The 23,462-nt window shown below is 64.1% G+C and carries 23 protein-coding genes; 9 read left to right on the top strand and 14 right to left on the bottom strand.

Going from position 1 to position 23,462, the window contains the following annotated elements:
- Positions 1-2: 2 nt before the first annotated feature.
- Positions 3-581 (bottom strand): TonB family protein, encoded by a 579-nt coding sequence (locus tag CDO46_RS00940; protein ID WP_176400623.1) that lies wholly within the window; start codon positions 579-581, stop codon positions 3-5.
- 305 nt (positions 582-886) lie between these two features.
- The gene (locus tag CDO46_RS00935; protein ID WP_087836701.1) at positions 887-1,774 is read right to left on the bottom strand and encodes a LysR substrate-binding domain-containing protein; all 888 of its coding nucleotides are present in this window, start codon (positions 1,772-1,774) and stop codon (positions 887-889) included.
- Between the two features lie 132 nt (positions 1,775-1,906).
- Between CDO46_RS00935 and CDO46_RS00930 the strand changes: the two genes are divergently transcribed.
- The 7 genes from CDO46_RS00930 to CDO46_RS00900 all read left to right on the top strand — a co-directional run bounded on the left by CDO46_RS00930 (position 1,907) and on the right by CDO46_RS00900 (position 10,851).
- Positions 1,907-2,908: a tripartite tricarboxylate transporter substrate binding protein gene (locus CDO46_RS00930; RefSeq protein WP_165963303.1), complete on the top strand. Its 1,002-nt coding sequence runs from the start codon at positions 1,907-1,909 to the stop codon at positions 2,906-2,908.
- A gap of 14 nt (positions 2,909-2,922) precedes the next feature.
- On the top strand, positions 2,923-4,143 hold the full coding sequence (locus tag CDO46_RS00925) for a dipeptidase (protein ID WP_176400622.1): 1,221 nt from the start codon (positions 2,923-2,925) through the stop codon (positions 4,141-4,143).
- Complete coding sequence (locus tag CDO46_RS00920; protein ID WP_087836698.1) at positions 4,134-5,378, top strand: FAD-binding oxidoreductase; 1,245 nt, start codon at positions 4,134-4,136, stop codon at positions 5,376-5,378. The genes CDO46_RS00925 and CDO46_RS00920 overlap by 10 nt, the downstream gene beginning before the upstream one ends.
- Positions 5,379-5,441: 63 nt before the next feature.
- Positions 5,442-5,966 (top strand): sigma-70 family RNA polymerase sigma factor, encoded by a 525-nt coding sequence (locus CDO46_RS00915; protein WP_087836697.1) that lies wholly within the window; start codon positions 5,442-5,444, stop codon positions 5,964-5,966.
- The gene (locus CDO46_RS00910; RefSeq protein WP_087836696.1) at positions 5,963-6,979 is read left to right on the top strand and encodes a FecR domain-containing protein; all 1,017 of its coding nucleotides are present in this window, start codon (positions 5,963-5,965) and stop codon (positions 6,977-6,979) included. Before CDO46_RS00915 ends, CDO46_RS00910 begins: the two co-directional genes overlap by 4 nt.
- A gap of 115 nt (positions 6,980-7,094) precedes the next feature.
- Positions 7,095-9,590: a TonB-dependent receptor gene (locus CDO46_RS00905; RefSeq protein ID WP_087836695.1), complete on the top strand. Its 2,496-nt coding sequence runs from the start codon at positions 7,095-7,097 to the stop codon at positions 9,588-9,590.
- Between the two features lie 7 nt (positions 9,591-9,597).
- Positions 9,598-10,851 carry a PepSY domain-containing protein gene (locus tag CDO46_RS00900; RefSeq protein ID WP_087836694.1) on the top strand — a complete coding sequence of 418 codons (1,254 nt, stop codon included), beginning with the start codon at positions 9,598-9,600 and terminating at the stop codon, positions 10,849-10,851.
- Here CDO46_RS00900 and CDO46_RS00895 read toward each other — a convergent pair.
- The 5 genes from CDO46_RS00895 to CDO46_RS00875 all read right to left on the bottom strand — a co-directional run bounded on the left by CDO46_RS00895 (position 10,848) and on the right by CDO46_RS00875 (position 15,243).
- Positions 10,848-11,051 carry a hypothetical protein gene (locus CDO46_RS00895; RefSeq protein ID WP_087836693.1) on the bottom strand — a complete coding sequence of 68 codons (204 nt, stop codon included), beginning with the start codon at positions 11,049-11,051 and terminating at the stop codon, positions 10,848-10,850. The two genes, CDO46_RS00900 and CDO46_RS00895, sit on opposite strands and share 4 nt — an antisense overlap.
- Before the next feature lie 2 nt (positions 11,052-11,053).
- The gene (locus tag CDO46_RS00890; protein WP_087836692.1) at positions 11,054-11,257 is read right to left on the bottom strand and encodes a hypothetical protein; all 204 of its coding nucleotides are present in this window, start codon (positions 11,255-11,257) and stop codon (positions 11,054-11,056) included.
- A gap of 134 nt (positions 11,258-11,391) precedes the next feature.
- Positions 11,392-12,585 carry an FAD-dependent monooxygenase gene (locus CDO46_RS00885; protein ID WP_087836691.1) on the bottom strand — a complete coding sequence of 398 codons (1,194 nt, stop codon included), beginning with the start codon at positions 12,583-12,585 and terminating at the stop codon, positions 11,392-11,394.
- A gap of 10 nt (positions 12,586-12,595) precedes the next feature.
- Positions 12,596-13,534 (bottom strand): tripartite tricarboxylate transporter substrate binding protein, encoded by a 939-nt coding sequence (locus CDO46_RS00880; protein WP_165963301.1) that lies wholly within the window; start codon positions 13,532-13,534, stop codon positions 12,596-12,598.
- A gap of 71 nt (positions 13,535-13,605) precedes the next feature.
- Positions 13,606-15,243, bottom strand: coding sequence for a tannase/feruloyl esterase family alpha/beta hydrolase (locus CDO46_RS00875; protein ID WP_087836689.1), 1,638 nt, complete (start codon positions 15,241-15,243; stop codon positions 13,606-13,608).
- 146 nt (positions 15,244-15,389) lie between these two features.
- On the opposite strand from CDO46_RS00875, the gene CDO46_RS00870 reads away from it, so the two are divergent.
- Positions 15,390-16,295: a LysR family transcriptional regulator gene (locus CDO46_RS00870; RefSeq protein ID WP_087836688.1), complete on the top strand. Its 906-nt coding sequence runs from the start codon at positions 15,390-15,392 to the stop codon at positions 16,293-16,295.
- A gap of 348 nt (positions 16,296-16,643) precedes the next feature.
- On the opposite strand, the gene CDO46_RS00865 is transcribed toward CDO46_RS00870, so the two are convergent.
- The 5 genes from CDO46_RS00865 to CDO46_RS00850 all read right to left on the bottom strand — a co-directional run bounded on the left by CDO46_RS00865 (position 16,644) and on the right by CDO46_RS00850 (position 21,027).
- Positions 16,644-16,832, bottom strand: coding sequence for a hypothetical protein (locus tag CDO46_RS00865; RefSeq protein ID WP_087836687.1), 189 nt, complete (start codon positions 16,830-16,832; stop codon positions 16,644-16,646).
- 241 nt (positions 16,833-17,073) lie between these two features.
- The gene (locus CDO46_RS00860; protein ID WP_243724654.1) at positions 17,074-18,111 is read right to left on the bottom strand and encodes a uracil-DNA glycosylase family protein; all 1,038 of its coding nucleotides are present in this window, start codon (positions 18,109-18,111) and stop codon (positions 17,074-17,076) included.
- Between the two features lie 72 nt (positions 18,112-18,183).
- Complete coding sequence (locus CDO46_RS27835) at positions 18,184-18,891, bottom strand: hypothetical protein (protein ID WP_132980477.1); 708 nt, start codon at positions 18,889-18,891, stop codon at positions 18,184-18,186.
- The gene (locus CDO46_RS00855; protein ID WP_243724653.1) at positions 18,891-19,730 is read right to left on the bottom strand and encodes a MazG nucleotide pyrophosphohydrolase domain-containing protein; all 840 of its coding nucleotides are present in this window, start codon (positions 19,728-19,730) and stop codon (positions 18,891-18,893) included. Before CDO46_RS00855 ends, CDO46_RS27835 begins: the two co-directional genes overlap by 1 nt.
- An 862-nt stretch (positions 19,731-20,592) precedes the next feature.
- On the bottom strand, positions 20,593-21,027 hold the full coding sequence (locus tag CDO46_RS00850) for a hypothetical protein (RefSeq protein ID WP_132980476.1): 435 nt from the start codon (positions 21,025-21,027) through the stop codon (positions 20,593-20,595).
- Here CDO46_RS00850 and CDO46_RS00845 point away from each other — a divergent pair, their 5' ends adjacent.
- The gene (locus tag CDO46_RS00845; protein ID WP_132980475.1) at positions 21,028-21,252 is read left to right on the top strand and encodes an amidohydrolase family protein; all 225 of its coding nucleotides are present in this window, start codon (positions 21,028-21,030) and stop codon (positions 21,250-21,252) included. It begins immediately after the preceding gene.
- Between the two features lie 52 nt (positions 21,253-21,304).
- Here CDO46_RS00845 and CDO46_RS00840 read toward each other — a convergent pair whose 3' ends face one another.
- Positions 21,305-21,712, bottom strand: a complete 408-nt coding sequence (locus CDO46_RS00840; protein ID WP_087836682.1) for a GFA family protein — start codon at positions 21,710-21,712, stop codon at positions 21,305-21,307.
- A gap of 63 nt (positions 21,713-21,775) precedes the next feature.
- Complete coding sequence (locus CDO46_RS00835; protein ID WP_087836681.1) at positions 21,776-22,960, bottom strand: DUF4236 domain-containing protein; 1,185 nt, start codon at positions 22,958-22,960, stop codon at positions 21,776-21,778.
- Positions 22,961-23,462 lie beyond the last annotated feature (502 nt).

Genomic DNA, 23,462 nt, shown 5'->3' with positions numbered 1-23,462 from the left:
GGTCAGGGCGCTCCGCAGTGCCGCCAGCCGGCCGGATCGCCGGGATCGTTCGGCAGCACGATCATGGTCAACGGCTGCGGCATGCCGGACGGCGGCGGCATCTCCATCCGCACCAGGCCGATCGCACTGCGCACCGCCCGGTCGCGCACCGCGTCTCCCGTCGATTCCAGCAGTTGGACCGCCCCTACCCGCCCCTGGCCGTCGATCCGGAACCGCAGCAAGGCACGATACGCGCCAGGCATGGTCGCGGGCGAATCGCACAAGGCGTCCCACAAGCGCGCCTGGACCCGGGCCGGATAGTCGCCGGCACGATTCAGCGCCGACGCCATGGACCACGCCAGACCCTGGACGGGCTTCAGCACGAATGCATCCGCGGGGCCGTCCGCTATGCTTTCCGCCTCCAGACCGCTTCCCGCCAGCAATCGCGCCAGTCCTTCGTCGGATGTGTAACGCCCCTTCACCGCCGACGACCTGCGGCCGGCAACCGTTTCGCTGCGAACCAATGCGGCGCGGCGGGTCAGCGAGGCATAGCGGTGCAGCGCGTCGGCCAGCGGCATCGCGGGAATGTCGAACTCGAACACAGCCTGTGCCCGGTCCGCCGCGGGCTGGGCGGAACTCGAATCCTCAGGAGAGAAAACGCGTGGCGACTCGGCGCCCGAGGCTGGATCGGACCCGCATGCTCCCCAGGCCATCAGTCCGGAACCGATCAACCCCGCAGCCATGGCACGCATTCTGGCCGGCCTTTGCGTCCCGTCCCGAGGGAGATTGGAAAGATTGATCGCATCCGCACGAACTGGAAAGCATTCTCGGACCGCGCATGGTGACAGGCGGATATGTCGGTTTGGTTACTCGGCTGAGCAACAACCGCCGGACGCAGGACAAGACACTAGTCATAGTCCTTCAGGAATTCGGCAACCAGCCGCACGAACGCCTGCGTGACCAGCGACCGGGGTTTTCCCGCCGGAAACAGCATCGCGAAGTCATTGAAGAACGCCGGCTCGAACCGGCGCGCAACCAGGCCCCGGCCTGAAAAATCGTGGGCAGTGACGGGATCGACAATGCTGTAGCCCACGCCTTCTGCCACGAACGCGCACATCGACGCGAACAGCGGCGTCTCGACCTTGATGGACAGGGTGGCGCCATTTTCGGCGAACAGCTCCTGCAGGCGCTGCGTGCGGATGTGGTCGCGCGGCGCTGTCACGATGGGCAGTCCGCTCAGGTCGGCCGGACGGATGACATCCTTTCCCGCCAGCGGATGCTGTGCGGGCAGGACACAGACGCAGCGCAGGCGGAGCTTTTCGGCGTCGACCCATCCTGGGTCATACGCCGTCTCCGAGAATCCGATGTCGAACTGCTGGGTGGTGACCAGGGTCACGACCGTGGGTGAGCTGCGTGCCTGCAAGGTGACGTTGACGCCCGGGTAGTCCCGCAGGAAGTGGGCGGCGACGCGCGGCAGGAATTCGAGCGCCAGCATGGGAAGCGCCGCGATCCGCAAGCTGCCCGCCTTCGCATCGCGGATATCTGCCGCGAGCTGCGCTATGCCGTCCAGCCCTTGAAGCGCGCCCACCACCGCGCCGTGGAGATACTTGGCCTCTTCGGTGGGCTGCAGGCGGCTTTTTTCGCGCACGAACAGGCTGAAGCCGAGATCGGACTCCAGCCCCGCGATCAGGGTACTGATGGCGGGCTGCGACAACCCGAGCCGCACGGCGGCCCCCGTCACGGTTCCCGCGACCATCACTGCGTGGAAAGCCTCGAGCTGACGCACTTTGAACATGGCGGAATCGGGTATAGGCGATTTTTATGGGTTCAGAGAAAAACAGGATTGGATCGCGGATTTCGGCGTCTGTATGCTGGGGACAGTAGCGCATCCGCGGAAATGATAGTGCTCGAAACCGGGGGAAGAATCATGAAACATGCAACAGCGTGGGGCTTGAAGTTCTCTCTGGGGGCGCCGTTGGCCGCCGTCCTGGCGGGCGGGCTGGCCTTCGCGCCCCGCGCGGGCGCGGCCGACGACTACCCCGGCCGGCCGATCCGCATGCTGGTTGGGTTCTCGGCGGGCGGCGCCACCGACCTGTCCGCACGCATGATCGCGCTGCAGTTGTCCGAGCGGCTCGGGCAGTCGGTCGTGGTGGAGAACCGTCCCGGTGCGGGCGGCAGCATCGCGGCCAGTGCCGTGGCGAAGGCTTCCGCCGATGGCTATACCCTTCTTTACACCTCGGCGGCCCACGCCATCAATGCCGCGCTCTACAAATCGCTGCCCTTCGATCCGGTGGCCGATTTCCAGCCCATCACCACGGTGACCACCACGCTCAATGCGCTGATCGCCCATCCGTCCCTGCCCGTGCGCGGCGCCGCCGAGTTCATCGCCTACGCCAAGGCGAGCCCGGGCGGCGTCAGCATGGCTTCGACCGGTATCGGCTCGTCCAGCCACATGGCGCAGGTCCTGTTCACCAGCATGGCCGGCATCCAGGTCAATCACGTGCCCTACAAAGGCACCGGCGAAGCCATACGCGACATCGTTTCCGGCGAGGTCAAGGTCACCATCGACGCCGTCACCGCCTACCTGCCTTACCTGAGGAACGGCAGCCTCAAGGTGGTCTGCCTGGGCGACGTCCGACGCAGCGCGCTGCTGCCCGATGCCCCCACCTGCGACGAAACGGGCCTGCCGGGCTACGCGGTCAGGAGCTGGCAGGGAGTGCTCACCACGGCCAACGTTCCGCGCAACGTCGTGGATCGGCTCAATCGCGAGATCAACGCGATCCTGAAATCGCCCGAGACGATCCGGCAGATGCAGGCGGCGGGCGCCCGCCCACTGGGAGGCACGCCGGAGGAGTATGCGGCGATCATCAAGCAGGACATCGCGAAGCTCAAAGAGCTGGTCTCCCTGGCCGGCATCCAGCCGCAATGACACGCGGGGCAACCATGAACAGACCGACACCCACGGCGGCGCAAGCGGAAGAGACCGCCCGCCGCATCCACGCCGAGCACATCGTCATCGACTCGCTCGCGCCCAGCTTCGTCGACGAATGGGCGCTGACGCCCGCCATGATCGAGATCGGCAAGGCCTTGCAGGCCCAGGGCGGCTCGCGCCCCGCCATCAAGAAGGCCATGGCCGAACACCTCATCGCCCAGTGCGCGCAGGATCCCGAAACGCGCGAAACCTATCTTTCGTACTGGTGGCGCTCGGGTGTCACGGCATGCAACTACACCTTGTACGCATCCGGTCCGCCCGACACTGCCCTGGATGCGACGATCGCCAGCGCGCGGCGCGCCGAAACGCTCATGGCCTCGCTGGGTGGACAGGTGACGCTGGCCACCAACGCCGCGCAACTCGAGGCCGCGCACCGCGACGGCCGGCACGCCGTCATGTACAACCTGCAGAACGCCGAGCCCGTCGGGGCCGACCTCGGCCGGGTGGAAGTCCTGCACGAACTCGGCGTGCGCAGCATGCAGCTCACGTACAACCTGCGTACCCGCTTCGCCGACGGCTGCCTGGAGACGAACGACGGCGGCCTGAGCCGCTTCGGCGCCGCGCTGGTCGAGAGGATGAATGCGCGGCGCATGATGGTCGATCTCTCGCACGCCAGCGCGAACACCGCGCGCGACGCGGTGGCCGCGTCCAGGGCGCCGATCGTGGCCACCCACACCGCCGCCCGCGCGCTCAGCGGCCACCCCCGAGGCCTGCCCGACGACGTACTGAAGGGCATCGCCGACGGCGGGGGCTACGCCGGCGTGGTGGTGCTGCCGGCCTTCATCCTGCCGGCCGAAGGCGACGGCCGAGCCGAGAAACACGGCAAGCCGCGCAGCTGGGCCACGCTCGACACCGTCGTCGACCACCTCCAGCACCTGGTCAATGTAATGGGCGAGGATCACGTCGGCGTCGGTACCGACTGGGGCAAGCCCTACTACAACGCACTGGCCTGGACGCCGTCGATGATCCGGCCCGAGAGCGGCAGCTTCAACTGGGTGGGCTGGCGCCCGCAGGACCGCTTCGATCCGAACGCGCAGACGCTGGACCTGGAAACCTGGGACAAGTGGCCCAACCTGACCGCCGCCATGCTGCGCCGGGGCATGGCCGAATCCACCGTCGTCAAGATCGTCGGCGCGAACTACATGCGCGTATTCCGCGAGATATGCGGATAGCGGCAACCCCATCGCCCGGCCCGGAACAGCGTATCGCCGTGATAGGCGCGGGCATCGTCGGCGCATGTATCGCTCATGCCTTGCGCCGACGTGGCGCCGACGTCGTGCTGATCGACCGTGACGAGCCGGGCCGCGGTTGCAGCTTCGGCAACCTGGGCGCGATCAGCATGAGTTCCGTCGCCCCGCTGGCCATGCCCGGCATCCTGGCCTCGCTGCCCAGCATGCTGCGCGATCCCGAAAGCCCGCTATTCCTTCCCCTGGGCTACCTGCCTCGAGCGCTGCCCTGGCTGCTCAGGTTCCTGGCGTCGGCCCGCGCCGCCAAGGTCGCGGAAGCGTCGCGCACGCTGGCACGCCTGCACGCCGGCGCCGTCGCGGCGCACCAGGCCCTTGCCCGCGAAGTCGGCGTCCCGGAACTCATCCTTCAGCGCGGCCAGCTTCACCTCTATCCCGACAGCCATGCCCACGCCCAGGACGAAGCCGCGTGGCGGCTGCGCGCCTCGCACGGCTTGCCCTTCACGCTGCTCGACCGTCCCGGCATCCTGGAACTGGAACCGCATGTGGGCAAGCGCTACACGGTTGGCGTATTCCTGCCCGACGACGGAACCATCCTCAATCCGCTGCGCTATGTCCAGGCCATCGTGCGGGCGTTCGCCGCGCGCGGCGGCGAGGTACGGCGCGACGAGGTGCGGGCGCTCAAGCGCGACGGCGACGGATGGGAGCTGAATTCCGGACGAGGTGGCGAACATTTTTCCCGGGTGGTGGTGGCCGCCGGCGCATGGTCCACGCGCCTGCTGGAGCCGCTCGGCATCCGGCTGCCGCTGGAGAGCCAGCGCGGCTATCACGCACAGTTCTCGGGCTGTGCCGGGCTGGTCTCGCGCTCGGTGGTGCTGGCCGACCGCAAGATATTCCTGGCCCCGATGGAGGACGGACTGCGGGTAGGCGGCACGGTCGAGATCGCGGGCCTCGACCGTCCCCCGGACATGCGCCGCGCGCGCCTGCTCGAACGCATCGTACGCGAAACCTTCGACGGACTGGCTAACGCAACGGCTACACACTGGATGGGCCATCGTCCCTGCATGCCCGATTCGCTGCCCGTCATCGGCCCGGCCATCGAGCCAGGTCTCTGGCTGGCCGTGGGACACGGTCATCTTGGCATGACCGACTCGGTCAATACCGCGCGGAGAATTGCGGATGGGATGCTGGGGCCGGATGTCGAGCCATCTTTATTGCCATAATCAGGTCAACGCATATAATGAGAATCGTTCGCATCAATATGCTCCACCCCGCGCAGGCCCCACATGCCCTCCGGCGACACCACCGTCAAGTTCCACACCCTGTACAGCGACCACCACGGCTGGCTGCAGGGCTGGCTGCGCCGGCGCGTGGGCCACGCGGGGGATGCGGCCGACCTGGCGCATGACACCTTTCTGCGCATCCTGCTGACGGGAAGAACGCCGGAGGCCGACCAATCGCGCGCCCACCTGACGCAGGTCGCCAAAGGACTGGTGATCGACCTCCACCGCCGGCGCCTGGTGGAAGCCGCCTATCTGGAGGCCCTGGCGCACCGGCCTCAGGCGCAGGCCCCCTCGGCTGAACAACGGGCGCTGATCATCGAGGAACTGCTGCTGGTGGACCGCGCACTGGGCGCGCTGCCGGCCAAGGTACGCCAGACGTTCCTGCTGTCGCAACTCGACGGACTCACGTATTCCCAGATCGCCAAGAGCCTGGGCATTTCTTTCGCCACGGTGCGCAAGTACATGCTGCGGTCGGCGCAATCCCTGCACGCAGCGATGCTGGCCGCGGAAGGTGGGAACAAGCAGTGAGTGCCGCGCATGCTACACCGGCCCCGGAATCTTCCGGCGTCCCGGAGTCCGCGGTGCAGCGCGCGCTGGAATGGCAGGTGACATTCTGGTCGGGCGAAGTCACGCCGCGCGAGCGCGCCGCATTCGACCGCTGGCTGGCGCAGGACACCGACCATGCACGGGCCTGGAGCCAGGTACAGCGCACCGGCCAGCGCGTCCGGTCGCTGACCGGACCGGTGGAAGGCGAGGCGCTACGCGCGGCGGATGCCGCGCGTAGCGCCTCCACCCGCCGCACCCTGTTGCGGACCGTAGGCCTGTTCGCGACAGCAGGCGTGGCCGCCTACGCGGCGCGAAACACGGCACCGGTGCAATCCATGCTGGCCGAGCATCGGACGGGCCGCGGCGAACGGCGGGACCTGCTGCTACCCGACGGCACGCGCCTGGTGCTCAACACCGACAGCGCGATCGACCTGCGGTTCACGACGCAGGCGCGCGACGTGCTCCTGCGCGCCGGCGAGGTCTTCATCGCGACGGCGCCGGACCCGCTCGGCGCCGAGGGTCTTGCCTCCCGCCCTTTCACCGTGCATACCCAGCACGGGGCCGTACAGGCAATCGGCACGCGGTTCACCGTGCGGCTGTCCGACGGCAGATCGATGGCGTCGGTGGACGAAGGCGCAGTGCGGATCCAGCCGCGCCTGACCGCTGCGAGCCCGGTACGACTTGAAGCGGGACAGCGTGCATGGTTCTCCGCGACGGCGGTGGAATCGCCGGTGGCATCCCTGCCCGGGGATTCAGCCTGGACACATGGACGGCTGGTAGCCGAACGCATGCGCTTGCGGGACTTCCTGGCTGAATTGGGCCGCTATCGCAGCGGCCTGCTGCGCTGCGACCCGGCGGTGCAGGACCTCGTCGTCTCCGGCGTGTACCCGCTCGACGACACGGACCTGGCCTTGTCGACCCTGGCCCATGCCCTGCCAGTGCGCATCGACAGCGTGACGCGATACTGGGTGACGGTCCGCGCGCGGGCAGGCTAGAAACCGCATCGAGTTTTTTCCGCTTGCCGTAGCACTTTTTCCTTTTCATCCGGGATACCAGGAAAGGCCCTCGCGCAGATACGAGGCCGCAACGCTCCCCTCGGAAAGGAAAACCATGCATCCGCGCCACCGCAGCCGACCCCATACCCCGCCCTCTTGCCCGCGCACGCCGCTGGCGCGCGCGGCGCTGATGCTCTGCCTGGCGGCGGGCACCCTGGCACTGCCCGCCGCGACCCGGGCCCAGGCCGCGGCGCAAGGCGATGCGGTACTTCGGCACGAGATTCCCTCGGGCACGCTGGACCAGGCACTCAATCGCTTCGCCGCCGCCGCGGGTATCACGCTGTCGATCGACGGCTCGCTCACCGCCGGCAAGACCAGCCGGGGCCTGTCGGGCAATTTCGGCGTGCGCGACGGCCTGGCGCATCTGCTGGCCGGCTCGGGGCTGGAAGCCGTGACCACGGCCGGCGGTGGCTATGTCCTGCGCGCCGCGCCGCTCCTGCCATCGACCAGCGATACGATGCTGCCGACCATCACCGTGACGGCGCGCGGCGAATCCGAAGCCGAACTTCCGCCGCCGTACGCCGGCGGACAGGTCGCGCGCGGCGGCCGGCTGGGCCTGCTGGGCAATCAGGACGTGATGGACACGCCCTTCAATGTGGCAAGCTACACCAGCGAACTGATGCAGAACCAGCAGTCAGCCACCCTGGCCGATGTCCTGGACAACGACCCCGCCGTGCGCATGAGTTCGCGCGGGCGCAATACCAGCGTGGGCGGCGGCGACAACTTCTTCCTGCGCGGCTTCGGACTGGGCAACCGCGATATCTCTCTCAATGGCCTGTACGGCGTCCTGCCCTATGGCACGCTGTCGCTGGAAACGGTAGAACGCGTGGAGGTGCTCAAGGGTCCCAGCGCGCTGTTGACAGGCATGGCCCCCAGCGGTGGAGTGGGCGGAGCCATCAACGTGGTACCCAAGCGCGCGACCGACGCGCCCATCACGCGGCTGACGGGCAGCTATGCCTCTGATTCGCTGTGGGGAACGCATGTGGACCTGGGCCGGCGATTCGGCGAACAGAATCAGTTCGGCGTGCGGGCCAATGGCGTCTATCGCAGCGGAGACACCGCGACGTCGGGACAATCGGTCAAGCTGGGCGCGGCGTCGCTGGGCCTGGACTACCGGGGCGAGCGGCTTCGCGCCTCGCTGGATCTCGGATACCAGTCCGACGACGCGCGCGCCGCGTCCGTGGGCTATCGCCTGGCGCCCGCGCTCACGGCCGTGCCCGCCGCGCCGAAGACCGGCGCGCGCTTCGCCCAGGACTGGGAACGGCGCAAGTATGTGGACGACTACCAGGTCGCGCAAGTGGAGTTCGACGTGTCGTCGTCGCTCATGGTCTACGGCGCCGCTGGCGCGCGCGACCACCGCCACAGCAACTACCGCACCGAGTCTCGCATCCTCAACCCGGCGGGTGATCTTGCCACTTCGCCCGTCAACTATCCGGAAACATCCAAGTCCAAATCGTTCCTGGCGGGCGCCCGGATGAAGTTCGAGGCGCTGAACGCCCTGCACGAAATCAACGTGGCGGCATCCTCGCTGGACACCACGGCCGGTTACGGATTTGCACAATGGGCGGGTACCGCCTCCAACCTGTACAACCCCGCCAGGATCCCGGACCCGCTGCAAGCCGGCGCGCCGTTCGCGGGCTTTCTGGATACCCGCAAGGCCTCGGAAACGCAGTTGTCGTCGGTGGGCATCTCGGACAGCATTTCCTGGAACGACGATGCGGTGCGGCTCATTCTGGGCGTGCGCCGGCAGAAGATCAGCGTGGACAACTATGCCGCCACCGCGCCCGTGAATCCGCGCACTTCCGGCTACGAACGCACGGTCAACTCGCCCGCTGTCGGCCTGGTGGTCAAGCCCTGGAACCACGTCTCGCTGTATGCCAACTACATCGAAGGGCTGAGCCCCGGCGCCACCGCACCGGCCGATGCCGAGAACAGCGGAGAGACCTTTCCGCCGGTCAAGACCAAGCAGAAGGAACTGGGCGCCAAGATCGACTTCGGACGGGTGATCGGCACCGTATCCCTCTTCGAGCTCAAGCAGCCCAACGCGATCACCGTGCCCGGCAGCACGCCGCTGGCCTATCGCTACGTGATGGACGGGGAACAGCGCAACCGGGGGATGGAACTCAGCGCCTTCGGCGAACTGGCGCGCGGCGTGCGGCTGCTGGGGGGCATGACCTACCTGCAGGCCAAGCAGATGCGCACGCAGGGCGGTACCAACGACGGCAAGGACGCCATCGTGGCGCCGCGCTGGATCGCCAACGTCGGCCTGGAGTGGGACGCCCCCTTCCTGCCCGGCCTGACGCTGACCACGCGCGTGCTCGCCACCGGCAAGCAATACGTCAATGCGGCCAACACCCTGCGGCTGCCCGGCTGGACCCGCTGGGACGCCGGCGCGCGCTACCGGACGCGGGCGCTCGGGTACCCCGTCACCCTGCGCGCGAACGTGCTGAACCTGGCCAACAGCAGCTACTGGGAAGGAAGCGCGGGATCCGGCGGCATCGTCCTGTCGGCGCCGCGCACGGTCTACCTCTCGGCCACGATCGACTTCTGAGCCCGGCATGCGCTTACGGCCGGCAATCGCGCGGCTGCACCGCTGGATCGGACTGGTGGCCGCGGGCTTCCTGCTGGTCGCGGGCCTGACCGGTGCGCTGCTGGCCTGGTACGACGAGCTGGATGCCTTGCTCGCACCACGGCTGTTGACGGCGCACCCGTCTCCCGGCGCCGCGCAGCCGCTGGATGCCCTGGCGCTGCGCGCACGGGTGGCGCAGGCGTATCCGCACCGGCGGGTCAACCATGTACCGTTGAGCCAACCTCCAGGCCGCTCGGCGGTCTTCTTTGTCGCGCCCGGTCCTGACGATACCGGCAAGCCTGTCCCGCCGGTGGCGCAGGTGCTGGTCCAGCCCTATACCGGCCAGGTGCTCGGCGACCGTGTCCTGGGGCAGGCCGCACCTGGCGCCCGGTACGTCATGCCCTTCATCTATCGCCTGCACCATTCGCTGGCGCTGGGCCTGGCGGGCACGCTGATGCTGGGCGCCGCGGCGCTGCTCTGGACGGTGGACTGCTTCGTCGGCCTGTGGCTGACCCTGCCGGCCGCTTCGGCCTCGCCGCGGCGGGCCGGCGGAATGGCCGGCAAATCCTGGCTGCGGCGATGGATGCCTGCGTGGTGGGTACGCTGGCAAGGCGGCAGCTACAAACTCACGTTCGACCTGCATCGGGCGGGCGGCCTGTGGATCTGGGCCATGCTCTTCGTATTCGCGTGGAGCAGCGTGGCGTTCAACCTGACACCGGCCTACGATGCGGTCATGGCACGCGGCGGCCTGTCGTTCCAGGCCGATACGCGTTCGCAGCCGACACTGACGGCGCCCCAGGACCAGCCCGGTCTTAGCTGGCAACAAGCCCTGGAGACCGGCCGGAGGTTGATGGAAGAACAAGCGTCGGCGAAGGGATTCTCCATCCAGCGCGAAGACCTGCTGTACTACGATCCGCGGCGCGCGCTGTTCAGCTACTACGTGCGCAGCAGCCTGGACGTGCGCGAACGCGTGGGCCGTACCGTCGTCGCCTTCGATGGCAACACGGGCGAGCTTCGCCTGTCCTGGTTTCCCACCGGCGCCGCCAGCGGCGACACGATCACCAGTTGGCTGGCCGGCCTGCACATGGCTGCGCGGTGGGGTTGGCCGCTTCAAGCGCTCGTTACGGTCGTTGGGCTGATGGTCGCCATGCTGAGCGCGACGGGCGTCCTGGTCTGGCGGCGCAAGGCAGGAGCGCGCCGGCGAGCAAGGGCCGACCCCGCGCCCGCCTGTACGCGGCCTTAGGCGCCGGATGCGGATACGCACGCCTGCTCGGCGCTGGCGGTCAGGCTTGCAAGAATGCTTTCGAACGACTCTTCCGCGAGTCGATGCAGCTCCACGGTCGTGCGGTTCTGCATGGGGTGCGGCACGTAAAGCGACGCCCCTTCGAAACCAATTGCCGCGCATTGCTTGGCAAAGGCATCGCGGAACTCGGTCGTCAGCACGCTTACCCCCGGCAAGCCCCGTTGATCCAGGTCGCCACGTCGAATTCCGCGCCCCATTCGATTTCCGACTGGAGGCCGGCTATGGTGCCCATACGCAGCGTCACGGCTCGCCCGGCCGCTTCCTCCAGGCGGGGCAACAGGCGGACCAGTACATTCTTCACCGCCATCGTCGCCATGACGGTACAGCCGAACGAGTTCCCGACCATGCTTCAGATTCGCGCCAACATAGTGATGAGCCATGCTATGGCGCGAAGCCCCGGCCACCAAGCGACCATTTCTTAATGCTCGAATAGGCCTGCTAAATTCGTACGGGGCGGCTGACCCGGGCGAGGATCGGAGCCTACGCAGAAACAGGGCCGAGGCGGAGCAGCTCGATGGCCTCCTTCTCGATATCGTAGTCATACAGCGACTTGCGCAACGTCGAAGAGTTGGCGATCTCCCGGTCGCGCTGTCCGAGATCCGCGTACTTGGAGTCGTAGCGCAAGCCATTCTTCCGGGCTTCCGCCTGCACCATGGCGGTACGGGGCCGCCGCAGCGCCTCATAGCGCTTCAGCGCGTCGTGAACCGAGTCGCCATCGGCGCATCCTTGCAGCAGGACCGCCAGGGCCGTTCCATCTTCGATGGCCTGGTTCGCGCCTTGCCCCAGGTGGGGAAGCATCGGATGAGCCGCATCGCCAAGCAATGCCAGGCGTCCGTTCACCCATTTCTCGAGCGGCTTGCGGTCGAACAGTCCCCACCAGAAACACGTTTCGACCTTGGCGAGCAATCCGGTCACGCGCGGGTCCCAGCCGGCGAATGACGCGGCGAGCTCATCGCGGTCGCCAACGGCGGACCAGGATTCCACCGTCTCGCTCGTTGTCGGGACGAAGCCGACGTAGTTCACCATTTCGCCTCGGCGGACCGGGAACACCATGAAATGCTTGCCGTCCCCCATCCAGACCTGGTGTGCCTCCCGTCTCCATTCGGGAATCCGGTCAGAGGAGATCAAGCCCCGGTATGCCCGGAATCCCGCGTATTCAGGGGCCGACGGTTCCACGACGTATTTCTGCAAGACCGAATTGATGCCATCGGCCCCGATCACGACGTCCGCACGCGCGACGTGGCCGTTGTCGAAGGTCAGGCTTGCCCCCGCTTCATCCTGGCTGAAGCCGATGCACCGATGACCGGTATGTATGGACCCCGCGGGCATCGCATCCTCCAATACCTTCAGGAGATCGGCGCGATGCATGCCATACATCCCGTTCCAGCCGCTCGAGTCGGTGGTCAGTATCTTGCCGACGACCGAACCGTCCATGCGGTAATACTCCGACCCCTGGCCCACCCTGGCGCCGACCCGGGCCAGGGCTTCGCCCAGGCCGATCCGCTCGAGCTGCCTCAGGCTGTTGGGATAGACAAAGAGGCCTGCGCCGACTTCCCGCAGCACGCTCGACTGTTCATAGACCGCGACCCGGATTCCCCGATGAGACAACGCCACTGCGGCGGCGAGCCCGCCGATGCCACCACCCACAATGGCTACCTGAATGCTTTTCGACATCACTGATCCTTCATTTTCCGTTCTTTGAAGTGGGACCGAGCAGCTCCTTGATGGATCGATACTCGGTGGCAATTTCCTCGGCCAGCGCCTGGCGGGATCCCCATTCCTGCGTCATGCCCGATGGAAGCAATTGCGCCGAGATGGCGGGGCTGCGTGCCGCCTGTTCCAGCGCGGGAAGCAAGGTGTCGATGACGTGCCCGGGAACGCCGGCGGGCATGAAAAAGCCGAACCATACGCCCAGGAGATCGGCGTTGTATCCGAGCTTGCGCAGCGTCGGGATGGCGGGGAAATCCGGGAACGGCGACGAGATCGCCAAAGCGCGCAACGATCCGCTGCGGATATGGGCGCTTACGGCGCCCAGCGCAAGGATCACCGCATCGATGTAGCCGCCGAGCAGGTCGGTCACGGCGGGCGCCGCGCCCTTGTAGTTCACCGAGTTCAACGGCGCGCCCACCGCCGCATTCATCAACTGGACGCTTATCTCGCCGACGGATCCGGGTCCGGCATTCCCGATGTTGATGCCGCCGGAACGCTGTCGTGCGAGGTCGACCATTTCCTTGATGGTCTTGAAAGGCGCGTCTTTATGGACCACCAGTACCGACGGGCTTCTGGTCGTCAGCGCCAGTGGCGTCAGGTCCGTCAATGGATCGTAGTTGGCCGCCTCGGGATCGATCACGCGCCGGATGGTCAGCGGGCTGTTCTGTGCGTAGAGCAAGGTATATCCATCCTTGGGCGCCCGGATGACGGCTTGGGTCCCCAGCGAACCGCCGGCGCCCGGGCGGTTCATGACCGTGACGGCAACGCCCAGCAACTTCGAGAGTTCCTGCCCGATCAGGCGCGCCGCGCGGTCCGCGGCATCCCCCGCCGCGAGCGGGGTCACCAGGTTGATCGGCATCCGCGGGTAATCATTCGCGCGCGAGATCAGCGGGACGGCCAACAGCGAGGACATGCCCAGGAATGTTCGTCTCTTTATCATTTGCCTATGCCCTGAAAAGTTGATGAATACGGACGATCCCCGGTCTAGCCGCAGTAGAAGCTGTCGGCCGACTGCGTTTCGCCACTGCCCCTGTAGACAGCCTGACGGGGGTACGGACACATCAGGCGCTGCAACATCACCGGCTTGGTGACGTCGCCGTCCTGGAACTTCGTCGCAACGAATTTTTCTGGCGCGGCACCCTTCTCCACCCAATTGCGCAGTGCCAGGACGGCGTCATGTTCGGCATCGCCCGCCACGGCCTGCTGCGCAATCGCCCCGAAGTGCCACGCACCTTCGCCGGCGCCTCCGTGCCCGACCCCTGACATCATGAACAGGCGATAGAAGCTTTGCTCCGCGGCAAGGTCGCCACCTGTCGTGCGGTTCCGGACCTCCTCGTAGTACTGGACGATGCGTTCCGGCATCGTCACCGCGTCTTGCCAGCCGTGATACTGGATGAGCTTGCCCCCGGCCTGCCTGAACGCGCTCAAGTCAGCCTGCTGGTCGGCGTTCATGAAGCCGAGCGTGGCCTCGACCAGGGGCAGGTCAGAGTGAACGTCGAACGTGGAAGCATCCCAATCGGGCTGCCCCAGCGCGATCTTGTAGACCGTGGCCGCGTGTGCAGGCGTGCCATTCACGTAGCCAAACCCTGTCCAGTCGTTTTCGAACCCATGCAGGTACCCCGGGTACAGATATTCGAGCGTGACCGGGTCGCGCAACGGGGACAGGACTGTCGTCAGCGCATCGGCTTGCAGGCTGGTCAGGCAGCTCGATGAGTCTTGGCCGGCATGGCACAGAAGCGCGTGAGGATCCCATCGGCAGGAGCGCGGATCCCGCAAGATGCCGTCGGAAATGCCGTCGTCGGCATCGCACGCGGCGATGGCCGATTTCCTTGCCAGATCCAGCAAGGAGGCGCCCGCCGCGCCCTGGATCCCGGCCTTCAGCAACTGTTGACTCGCGTAGAGCTTCTGCGTCGCCACGCGGGTCCAGTTGATCAGCGCCGAGCCGGCAAGCACGCCATTGAAGTCCGTCGGGAATTTCTGCGCCGACATCAGGCCATCTCTGCCCCCGGTCGAAGCGCCATTGAAATAGGAGTAGACCGCGGACTTCCCATAGAACCCCTTGATGATCGCCTTGGACGCGACCGCCGTCTCATGCGTGGCGCGATACGCGAAATCAACGATGCGCTCCGGAAAGCCGATCGCCCACGTGGCATCGGTGACGGCGGTCGCGGCGTGCCCTCCGTCGGTGATGGCGATGGCGTAGCCGTTCCGGAGATGAGGCGCCATCGAGCCCCAGTAGGATGAGAACGCCGTGCCCCAGCCGTTCTGCCCCAACTGCTGGTACCGGCCATTCCACGACGCAGCGGGCAGCCATAGCTCGACGCCGATCCTGGACCCCGGTACCGGCGCCAGACTGGCGGTCACCCTGCAGAATGCGGGAAGGTTGCCGAAAGCCGAGGTGCTTCCAGCCGGTTGGTAAGTCCCCGCAGGCACGGCCTGGGCGGCGGTGATCTCGACGTTCTGAAGCCGAAGGCTCCGGAGGCTTTCACAGCTGGTGGCGGCCGCGAAAGTCTCTGCCGGCGCGGCGGCCGGCGCACTGCCGTCTCCTCCGCAACCCGCTATCCCCATCAAGCCCAGCAAGGCGGAAATCGCCAGTACGCGGACAAGTTGCTCTTCGAACATGCTGTCTCCTTGTTCTTGGGCGGTGATCTCTCAAGGCCGTACAGGCACCGGATCGTTACGCCGCAGCCATTCTATTGAGGCCGGTTCGTTCCACAAATAGCTTTTCCGGATAACATTGTTCCCAACAAGGAACAATCAAGATCGTCATGAAACCCCACCTGATTCATCACGTCCGCGTTTTCCTCGAGGTCGCGAAAACGGGCAGCTTCACGGCGGCGGCGAACGCGCTGGAAATGCCGAAGTCGTCTACCTCCCGCAGCATTGCCGCGCTGGAGAAAGAGCTGGGCATCAAATTGATCAATCGCACCACCCGGACGCTGGTGCTGACGGAAGAGGGACAGCGCTACTTCGAACAATGCAGCCGGGGGATGAATGAAATCGCCATGGCAACGCAGCTGGCGCAGACGGCGCCGTCCCGGCCCAATGGCCCCTTGCGCATCGCGGCTCCCATCGATTTCACGGTCCGCCTCACCGCAGACAAGGTGCGGGAATTTCTCGATCGGTACCCCGACGTCACGCTGGACCTGCACTTCACTCCCAAGTGGATGGATCCGCTTGCGGAGCGGTATGACGTCACGGTGCGCATGGGAGAGCTTCCCGATTCATCGCTTGTCATCCGGCGCCTGGGCGACTTGCCCAGGCGGCTGTATGCCTCTCCCGACTACCTTGCCCGCTTCGGTCATCCGCGCAACCCGCAGGACCTGACGAAGCACCAGTGCGTGCTTCGCAGCGAACGGGGTTCCGACCAGATCGAGCGGCGTTGGACGTTGCGGGCCTCTCGACGCTCCGTGGAAGTCGAAGTACGGGGTCGCGCGGCAGCCAATAACGTGGGCTTCATCCGCAATCTGGCCGTGGCGGGAAATGGCATTGCCGTCATGGCCGACGTTTTCGCCATTCCCGAAGTCGAGGCTGGCCGGCTGGTTCCCGTGCTTTCCGATTGGAGCGCCACCAGCCTGCCTGTCTACGCAGTGACGACCTCCCAGTTGTTGCCTGCCAAGACCCGGGCGTTGCTCGACTTCCTGTCCGACCTGCTCGCTCCGCTGCGAAGATAGGGTGAAAGTTCGACGGCTGTCGTTATTGACGCGCTTCCTGGTGCAACGCCCTGCACGTACACGAACCTTGCAGAGCCAAGGCTTTATGCCGGTTTCAAAGCACCGCTGGCATTGCTGGAAAATCTTGGTGCTGGGAAGAGATCGAAGAATGCTTGCAGAGTCAGTGTTGCTGACCTGCTTTGCGGATGTGAGCTTTGACGCCGTTCTCGATCCACACCTTATTGCAAGCGAACGGATAGTCTTCGTCGTCTGACGTAGCCACGATGTCCAACAGGTCCTCAAATCGGGCGGCAATTCAGGCTTTGGCAAAATGAGCCAGCAGCACGATCTCCTACAATGCACCCTTGCCTAAAACTGCTTACGATCGGCGGGCAGCATGATGTTGCTCGCCATCCGGCGCAGTAGCCCCTGGATATGGTTATCGTCGCTCAGCGGCAGTGCGACCTCGGCAAGCCGGTAACAAATGCCGTATTGCATAATGCCGCGGTGTTGGACGCTGTACCGGTGTTCCCCAGGCGGAATTTCGGTCTTACGCAAGAATTAACTCAACGAGCTTACGGACCGCATTCCGCCGCACCGTCTGGCTCGAACCTCTTGAACGCAGCGAACGCGCTCGGCGACTTCCTCATAGGTGAACATCTAAATGTTCGGCGTGCTCGACACCATACGCAGCGCCTCGACAAGATTGGAGGCGTCATATTGTGGGCATAGGCGGTTCAACCAGATACATTACAGACCAGTAGGCCATTTGCTTTCGCGCCTATTTCGGCTTGGTGGCTCAAGGTGGTGGAAGCACCGCGCTGTTGAACAGGTTCATCCTTAGCGTCTTCTCTTTGCGCATTACTTCACGCATGGGAGCCGTCAAATAAATCGCGGTCTTTAGCTTCCCGGCCGGCAGGTGGCCGTACTTGCCCGCCACCTCCGACAAGATGCGTCTTGCAGCCGGGGGGAGTATATCGGCTTGCGATGTAACGCCAAACAGGACATCCTGACGGAGCGACACCATCAGTTGCCTGCCGACAGTGCGAGTGAAGCAGCCCGGAATGAGCGCAGTCAGCCGACTGGCATGAAGCTCGACGCAGTAGGGTCCATCTTTCTGTCGCACATAGTAGCCCTCCGTGAGGCGCTCCGAAGAAGCTTCGAGATGCCGAACCTCGGCCATGAACAATAGCTTGTGCAGGGCGAAGTAACTCAGCTCGCCGCTTTCCTCGAGTAGTACCCGGGCAGCGGCACCAACTTTCTCCGACGCCCGGCTTAGCTTGGTTGATGGTTTCCGCCGCGCGGAACCACCACTGCCTCGACGCACAGCCTCAGCAATGAACTGGTAGTCCGCCAGTTGGTTGGCAAAGCTGCGATGGACCATGGCACGCTGGCCCGGGTGGTAGGCCGGAATAAGTTGGCGCCCGGCCCAGAGATGGACCTTCCGCACGCTATCTTTGAGCGTAAGTGTATGAGCCGTGACAAGTGCAGCAGCCCGCAAGGCAACCGCGCCCAATGTCACAACCACAGGAGCGTCCACAAGATCCAGTTGCTCTTTCAGGAATGAGGCGCAGTTGGCCACCTCTGATGGCGTGGGCGTAGCGTTATTACCATTCTCGTCCTTCGGATTGCACAACACGGCGTTGGTCACAAAGGCATCGTAGCGGCTCAGCCCCACTTGCTCCAGCAGCGACTCGAAGTTGTGGCCGGACTTATCGCCGTGAAACGGAAGCTCCGAAGCATCGGCTCCGAGTCGCCCAGGGGCTTCGCCGATGAACATCACCTTGGCGCTGAGCGAACCACATCCTGCGCCGAAAACGCGCGCGCTATCTGCCATGCGCGGGCACCGCTTGCACGCCTTCACGCGACGTACAAGGTCAACAAACTGTTGCCTAGTCGCCATCATCGTTCAAGCCGCCAAGGCACGCAGTGCTTCAGTCCCGCCACCGTTGTAGGCGTGCACCGAGTGGCACAACAAGCGCCCGGGCGTCTTGCCCGAGGCGGCACATATGAAATTAAGAAGCTGGCCTAGGCCAATAAAGTTACCGAGAGCCTTGTTGAAGAAATCGTGGTTGCGATAGACCACCACCAAATCAAGACGGTTGCCCGGGTGCCAGATTATTTCACCGAAGTGCCAACATGGCCCTCCGCGAGTACGGGGAGTATCGCAGACCGGTGTCGACAGATGAAATACCAAGCTGGTCCCGCTTCGTCTTGGCCAAGTGCAGAGCTTGCCGATAACAGTTTCAAGTTGATTGGTCTCGGGATGTCCGGGGAAGCGCACGAGCCGCTCGAAATACGTCCCCCATGTTCCACGGTTGCGAACGAACCTCATTGCTCGATCATGGCAACGCAAGTATTCGTTGTAGAGATCCTGCCGATCCGTCGTGCGTTGTGCGAGATCATACGGGAAGATGGTCTTGATGACCTCCCGCAGATCATCGCGGCCACTTCCCCTTCGTCGCGGCGAATGAGTCTGAAGCCACGAAAGGTCGAACGCGGCCGGCTGTTCGACAGTCGTGAAAAGGTTAAAGAACTCGCCCCTGGTGAGAAGGGTTTGAACACCCTCGCGCCAGGCGTCCAGCGGCGTGATGCCGACAACGTTGTGCGCAATCACTACGAATCCTCGACGGTTTGTGGCGGGTGATAGGTCAAGGTCTGCCGGTCGAGGTCCACATCAATGCGACCACCGCAGTGATCCTTCAACTGCTTGAACGCCGAGTAGCCCTGTAGGATAGCGGCCTTCCACTGTTTCGCAGTACAGCGATGGACTTCCAATCCAGCGGTAAGGCGAATGATGGTCTTGAGCAGGCCGATGTCGACTGAACTCTCTTCGCTGTACCAGGCTCGCTGCGGCGCTTCGTTAAAGACGAGCGCAGAGATAGCCTCTTCGACCACTACCGCACGGCCACCGTCTTCAATTTCGTCGATGCGCGGGTCACTCCTACGCTTGCGCCGCAAGAGACGCCGGACCACCGGAGACCAGCCAAGTACCGCGGCGTAGGCTAAATGGAATACGTCGTGATATCGGTAGCCATCCCCCTTATGGGCGTTGTCGGTTAGGGTGTCGCCGACGATAACGCCGCTGACCATAATGCGAACCAACAATTGCTTGCCGTTTCGCTTCTCCGAGAACGTGACGCTGAACTGCCGTGGCAGGCGCTCTTCGTGATCAAAGCCGTCGTCGAAACGGTTCACCTCGCCCTGCGAATAAAGTCGTTCCGCCTTGCGCGCGCTCTCTCGTGCCACCTCTTGCAGAGGAATTTTATGGAGGACGGCAAGGCTGGTCAGATACCAGAGGATGTCGCCGATTTCCTCTCGAAGGTCTCCGCGAAGCGTTTGGCTGTCACGTTGCAGCACCAGTTTCTTGAAGGTCGAATTGAGGTCCCCGAGCTCGCCAGCCAAACCAAGTAGGGATACGATGACCTTCTTGCGCTCGTCGGTTCGTTCGACCATGGCTTGGTAGTCGGCGAACGTACGAACCGGCTTCCGGCCACGGTCTTTGCGGTCCGATGTAGTTGGCATCCCCGCCCCCCTGCGCTATCGGCGCATTTGGCGAGGCAATTTTACGCATTTTGTAACAATCGATGTCTCGGGTTTTCCCCACCTTCCAAGAGCGGGGAAAAACCCTGCCGCCCAATCAAGAAATTCTCTCGGTGCGGGTTGAGGCAACAAATCAAGGTAGACGCGTTTCCTCATCTACCTCTCGACTGCTACTTAGCCCGTTTTCGGCTGCACCTTCTTTCGACAGGCAAAGGCCTTTCCACCGAACGCGTTTGGGCGGTGGCTGCAGCGCCAAGTGACGCAGCACCAGCTCATCTATATGCTCACCATGCGGACCTCGTTGGCCCAAGCTCCCGTTCATCAAAGGACTGGAGAGCTTCGATTTCGGGTACCAGCCGTCGATCGACAGGAAACCCGATGACCACGTTGACTTTGTGCCACTTCAGCCGACATGGTGAGAACATCGACCTGACTGCGCTTTAGGGCATCATGCGTTTCATCGAGCTGGCGCCATTACTTCACAGTGACATCGATCAAGCAGGTTCTCCACTTTACTTCATGCCGTACCGGGTCCAGGCTGCGCATATGCGGTATGCAACGGCGTTTTGTCACGCAACGCCCATTGCCGCAACTTGACATGCGCCTGCCGACGGTCTGCTCGAGGTAGCGACAATCGATCTTAGGCCAGGGAAGTTCCAGCCGGATTCCCTTCGGATCACGACAGTCGATGGATATGATAAGTGGGGTCGAGCACCGACACGCCCGCCGCCAAGGCGCTCCTGCGTGCGCAGCAGCGACTCGCGACCCGGGGCCTTCAAGGCAAGGCGTCCAATCCGTTGACCGGAATGCCGATGGCCTCGTCGGCCTGCGGCATCGCATGCTGCCGCGCCTCCTGCGCGGCCTCTATCGCCTGCACCGCCCGCTCGAAAGCCTCGGCGTCACTCAAGTCCACGCCTAGCCGCAGCGCCAGGGCCGTCAGTATTTCCAGCTTGTTCTGCGTGCGGTCCAGCAGTTCGCCCAAACTGTTGTACACCCGCTCCGTCGCGCTGAGCGCCGGCCGCGGCAAGGTCGGCTCGCGGTTCACCGTCTCCTTCAGAACGAGGCGGTTCACTGGCTCCCGCACGCGGCGAAGGTCCGGTCGTTTCCAGCGCGCCGCGACGTTGTGGTCTGGCCGGACCAGGTACAGGGTGCCGGGATCGGCCGCCAGGCCGAACTGTTTCCCGAAGGCATCACGGCGGAGTTCCGCCACTTGTACTTCGAGTGCGCGCAGGCCTACTCGCCGGAACAGATGGCGCTACTCATGAGCCGGGTCCCCGTCAGCCAGATCCTGTTCGGCAGCGACTACGACCGGTTCCCGTTGCGGCATGCGGTGGAGCAGATGGATAGGCTCGAACTGTTACCGGAAGACCGCAGGGCGATCGAGAGTGGTAATGCCAGACGGCTGCTGCGGCTTGATTCGGACGAGTCCACCTGAACCTTGCCCCCCAAGGCACCGAAGCGCGGGAAAATTCAGCCTAACGGCACGGCTACGGCTGCCCGTCGACCTCATCAACGCCTTCGAGCGGCGGCATCCAGCCGACACGGCGGCGCGTCCAGATCTGCGCCTGCGGACCGCCCACCTGGTCGCGCTGCGCCAGGGTGCCGACCCGCAGCGAATAGCGCTTCGGCGTACCCGGATCGGTCGCGTAGAGTTGCGTGCCGCACTGCTCGCAAAAACCGGTGACCCGCTGCGCGCCGCTGTCGGCGGTCTTCACATAGTGGCGCGGCTTGCCTTGCAGCAACCGGAACGTCTCGGCCGGCGCGGGAATGTTCGTGCGGAACGCCGAACCCGACATGATCTGGCAGTCCAAACAATGACAAACCCGCATCGATCCAGGCTGGACCTCGGCCTCGTAGCGGATCGCGCCGCAATGGCATTGACCGTGTACTTTCATTGCTCTCTCCCAATCGGCCACGGAATGGCAAAGCTCTCATTCCACAAGGAATGCTGGGATAAATCAAAGCGGTTCGATCGGTTTGAAAATGCCCGTTTTGCTCATCTGTCGTCGCAATTCGAATCTACCCAGGGCTTCTACGACGTCAATCGCGGTGAGTTGTGCGAAATCGATATGCGACCATGCCTCTCTATCCACCAAGACCGAATATAGATAATCGTTCCGGAGCTGTCCCGTGGCAGGGTCATTGCGCTGGGAGAAACCTGATAGCGTGATGCGCTGGACGATTGGCAGAGCCGCGAAGGTTTCGCCGATCAACCGAAAAGCGATGCCGTGAACATGCGCCATATAGCGCTTGCGGACCTGAGCAGAGGGTAGCTCTTTAACTGAAAGCCTCAAACCACGGGTCGGTACAGCCGCGAGCTTAGCGGGCATGTCCTCGATTTCCGGCAAGTCTACGTCCAATAAAATATGGCGCCCTTCGTCGGCAATTTCCAAGGCGACCAAGGTTTCACGTGGCCAAGCGATCTCTTGAAGATTCGCCTCCAGCCAGCACTCCATCGCTACCGTATCGGTATAGATGCCTTCCTCGATCAAGCGCTGCTTAGCTGCCTGCTCCTGTTCGTGTTTAGCCTTTTCCCTTTGCCAGGACTCTACTCGGACCTGGTGCTCGGCAAGCGCCTGCTGGTAAAGCGCGTCCAGCTTCGCCAAGCGTTTGGACAGAAACTTTTCCCACCAACGTGGCCGAGGCGGCATCGGCGCCGTCGGCGTCGGCTCCGAATAGGATTCAGGGTGGAAGCGCGGAGGCGTATGGGGAGAAGGCGTGTGAAGATGAATGGTCGCCAACCCGTCCAATTCCCCGTTGATCTGGTCGCATTTGCGTTGAATAAGCCCGAGGACCGCAGCGCGATTTTGCTTCTTGGCAATCTCGACCAGGGCATCGTCCAGAGTGTTACCGTGCTCGTCCTGGAAGGATAGGACGCCGTCGTCGTCCACCGAGCAAGTCAACGGGATAGACCGGGTTGGTGCGGACAGTGCAGGTGGCGCGGCTTGTCGGGGACGGGGAAGAGGGCGAGAAAGGATTTGGCTGGAAGAAAGCCCCATGAAGCTCGTATTCAAACGGGTGCCTCGCTTGCCGATGCCAACCGTCGCGCCGCGAGGCCCGAGCGTCCAACTCACGCCGGATCCACTGACATTCATGCGGACGCCGGGTGCCAGTTTGATGGACCGCCGAAAGCGTAGCGCCATGCCTCTTCCTCAGGTTTTTTTGTATGCCGCTTGCCGTTCTTTATATATCACGTTGGTTACATGACGCGTTGGCGATAGCTGGTACAACCCAAGGTTCGGGCAAACGTGAAAGTAGCGGGACGACTTGGGACGTGTGGTTAGGCTTTCGTCAAAGTCTGCTGCACAAATGAAAATGCCCAGCCAAAAGGCTGGGCATCAAATTCGTGGTGGCTGGGGCACGATCCCAAAAGGGGCGTAAACCAGCATGGATATTGGACCTTCTCAAAAGTCGGGGCGCTGAGGGAACAGTTTAGGGAATGATGAGGCGACAAACAAGATGTAGCGCTCAAAATCTCGACGCGCACCACAGCCCGGAATACCGTCGATCATGCTGTCTGGGCTTGCCCCGTTACTCCGGACAGATCAGATGGCATGATCATGCCTGGAGAGCGAAGCGATGGCACGAAACAGAAGACATTTCACGGACGAGTTCAAGCGCGAGGCGGTGAGGCTGGCGGAACAG

The sequence above is a fragment of the Pigmentiphaga sp. NML030171 genome, assembly GCF_002188635.1.
In the GTDB taxonomy this organism is placed as follows: Bacteria; Pseudomonadota; Gammaproteobacteria; order Burkholderiales; family Burkholderiaceae_B; genus Pigmentiphaga; species Pigmentiphaga daeguensis.
The sequence above is the reverse complement of the archived record's forward strand: the minus strand, read 5'-3'. Positions and strand labels throughout refer to the sequence as shown.

Coding starts and splice junctions, on each gene's coding strand:
- CDO46_RS00915 (WP_087836697.1), top strand. CDS start 5,442: ATGCCCTCCGGCGACACCACCGTCAAGTTCCACACCCTGTACAGCGAC.
- CDO46_RS00840 (WP_087836682.1), bottom strand. CDS start 21,712: ATGAAAGTACACGGTCAATGCCATTGCGGCGCGATCCGCTACGAGGCC.
- CDO46_RS00930 (WP_165963303.1), top strand. CDS start 1,907: ATGAAACATGCAACAGCGTGGGGCTTGAAGTTCTCTCTGGGGGCGCCG.
- CDO46_RS00855 (WP_243724653.1), bottom strand. CDS start 19,730: ATGGTCGAACGAACCGACGAGCGCAAGAAGGTCATCGTATCCCTACTT.
- CDO46_RS00860 (WP_243724654.1), bottom strand. CDS start 18,111: ATGGCAGATAGCGCGCGCGTTTTCGGCGCAGGATGTGGTTCGCTCAGC.
- CDO46_RS00935 (WP_087836701.1), bottom strand. CDS start 1,774: ATGTTCAAAGTGCGTCAGCTCGAGGCTTTCCACGCAGTGATGGTCGCG.
- CDO46_RS00835 (WP_087836681.1), bottom strand. CDS start 22,960: ATGGCGCTACGCTTTCGGCGGTCCATCAAACTGGCACCCGGCGTCCGC.
- CDO46_RS00870 (WP_087836688.1), top strand. CDS start 15,390: ATGAAACCCCACCTGATTCATCACGTCCGCGTTTTCCTCGAGGTCGCG.
- CDO46_RS00885 (WP_087836691.1), bottom strand. CDS start 12,585: ATGTCGAAAAGCATTCAGGTAGCCATTGTGGGTGGTGGCATCGGCGGG.
- CDO46_RS00905 (WP_087836695.1), top strand. CDS start 7,095: ATGCATCCGCGCCACCGCAGCCGACCCCATACCCCGCCCTCTTGCCCG.
- CDO46_RS00920 (WP_087836698.1), top strand. CDS start 4,134: ATGCGGATAGCGGCAACCCCATCGCCCGGCCCGGAACAGCGTATCGCC.
- CDO46_RS00880 (WP_165963301.1), bottom strand. CDS start 13,534: ATGTCCTCGCTGTTGGCCGTCCCGCTGATCTCGCGCGCGAATGATTAC.
- CDO46_RS00875 (WP_087836689.1), bottom strand. CDS start 15,243: ATGTTCGAAGAGCAACTTGTCCGCGTACTGGCGATTTCCGCCTTGCTG.
- CDO46_RS00890 (WP_087836692.1), bottom strand. CDS start 11,257: ATGGTCGGGAACTCGTTCGGCTGTACCGTCATGGCGACGATGGCGGTG.
- CDO46_RS00900 (WP_087836694.1), top strand. CDS start 9,598: ATGCGCTTACGGCCGGCAATCGCGCGGCTGCACCGCTGGATCGGACTG.
- CDO46_RS00925 (WP_176400622.1), top strand. CDS start 2,923: ATGAACAGACCGACACCCACGGCGGCGCAAGCGGAAGAGACCGCCCGC.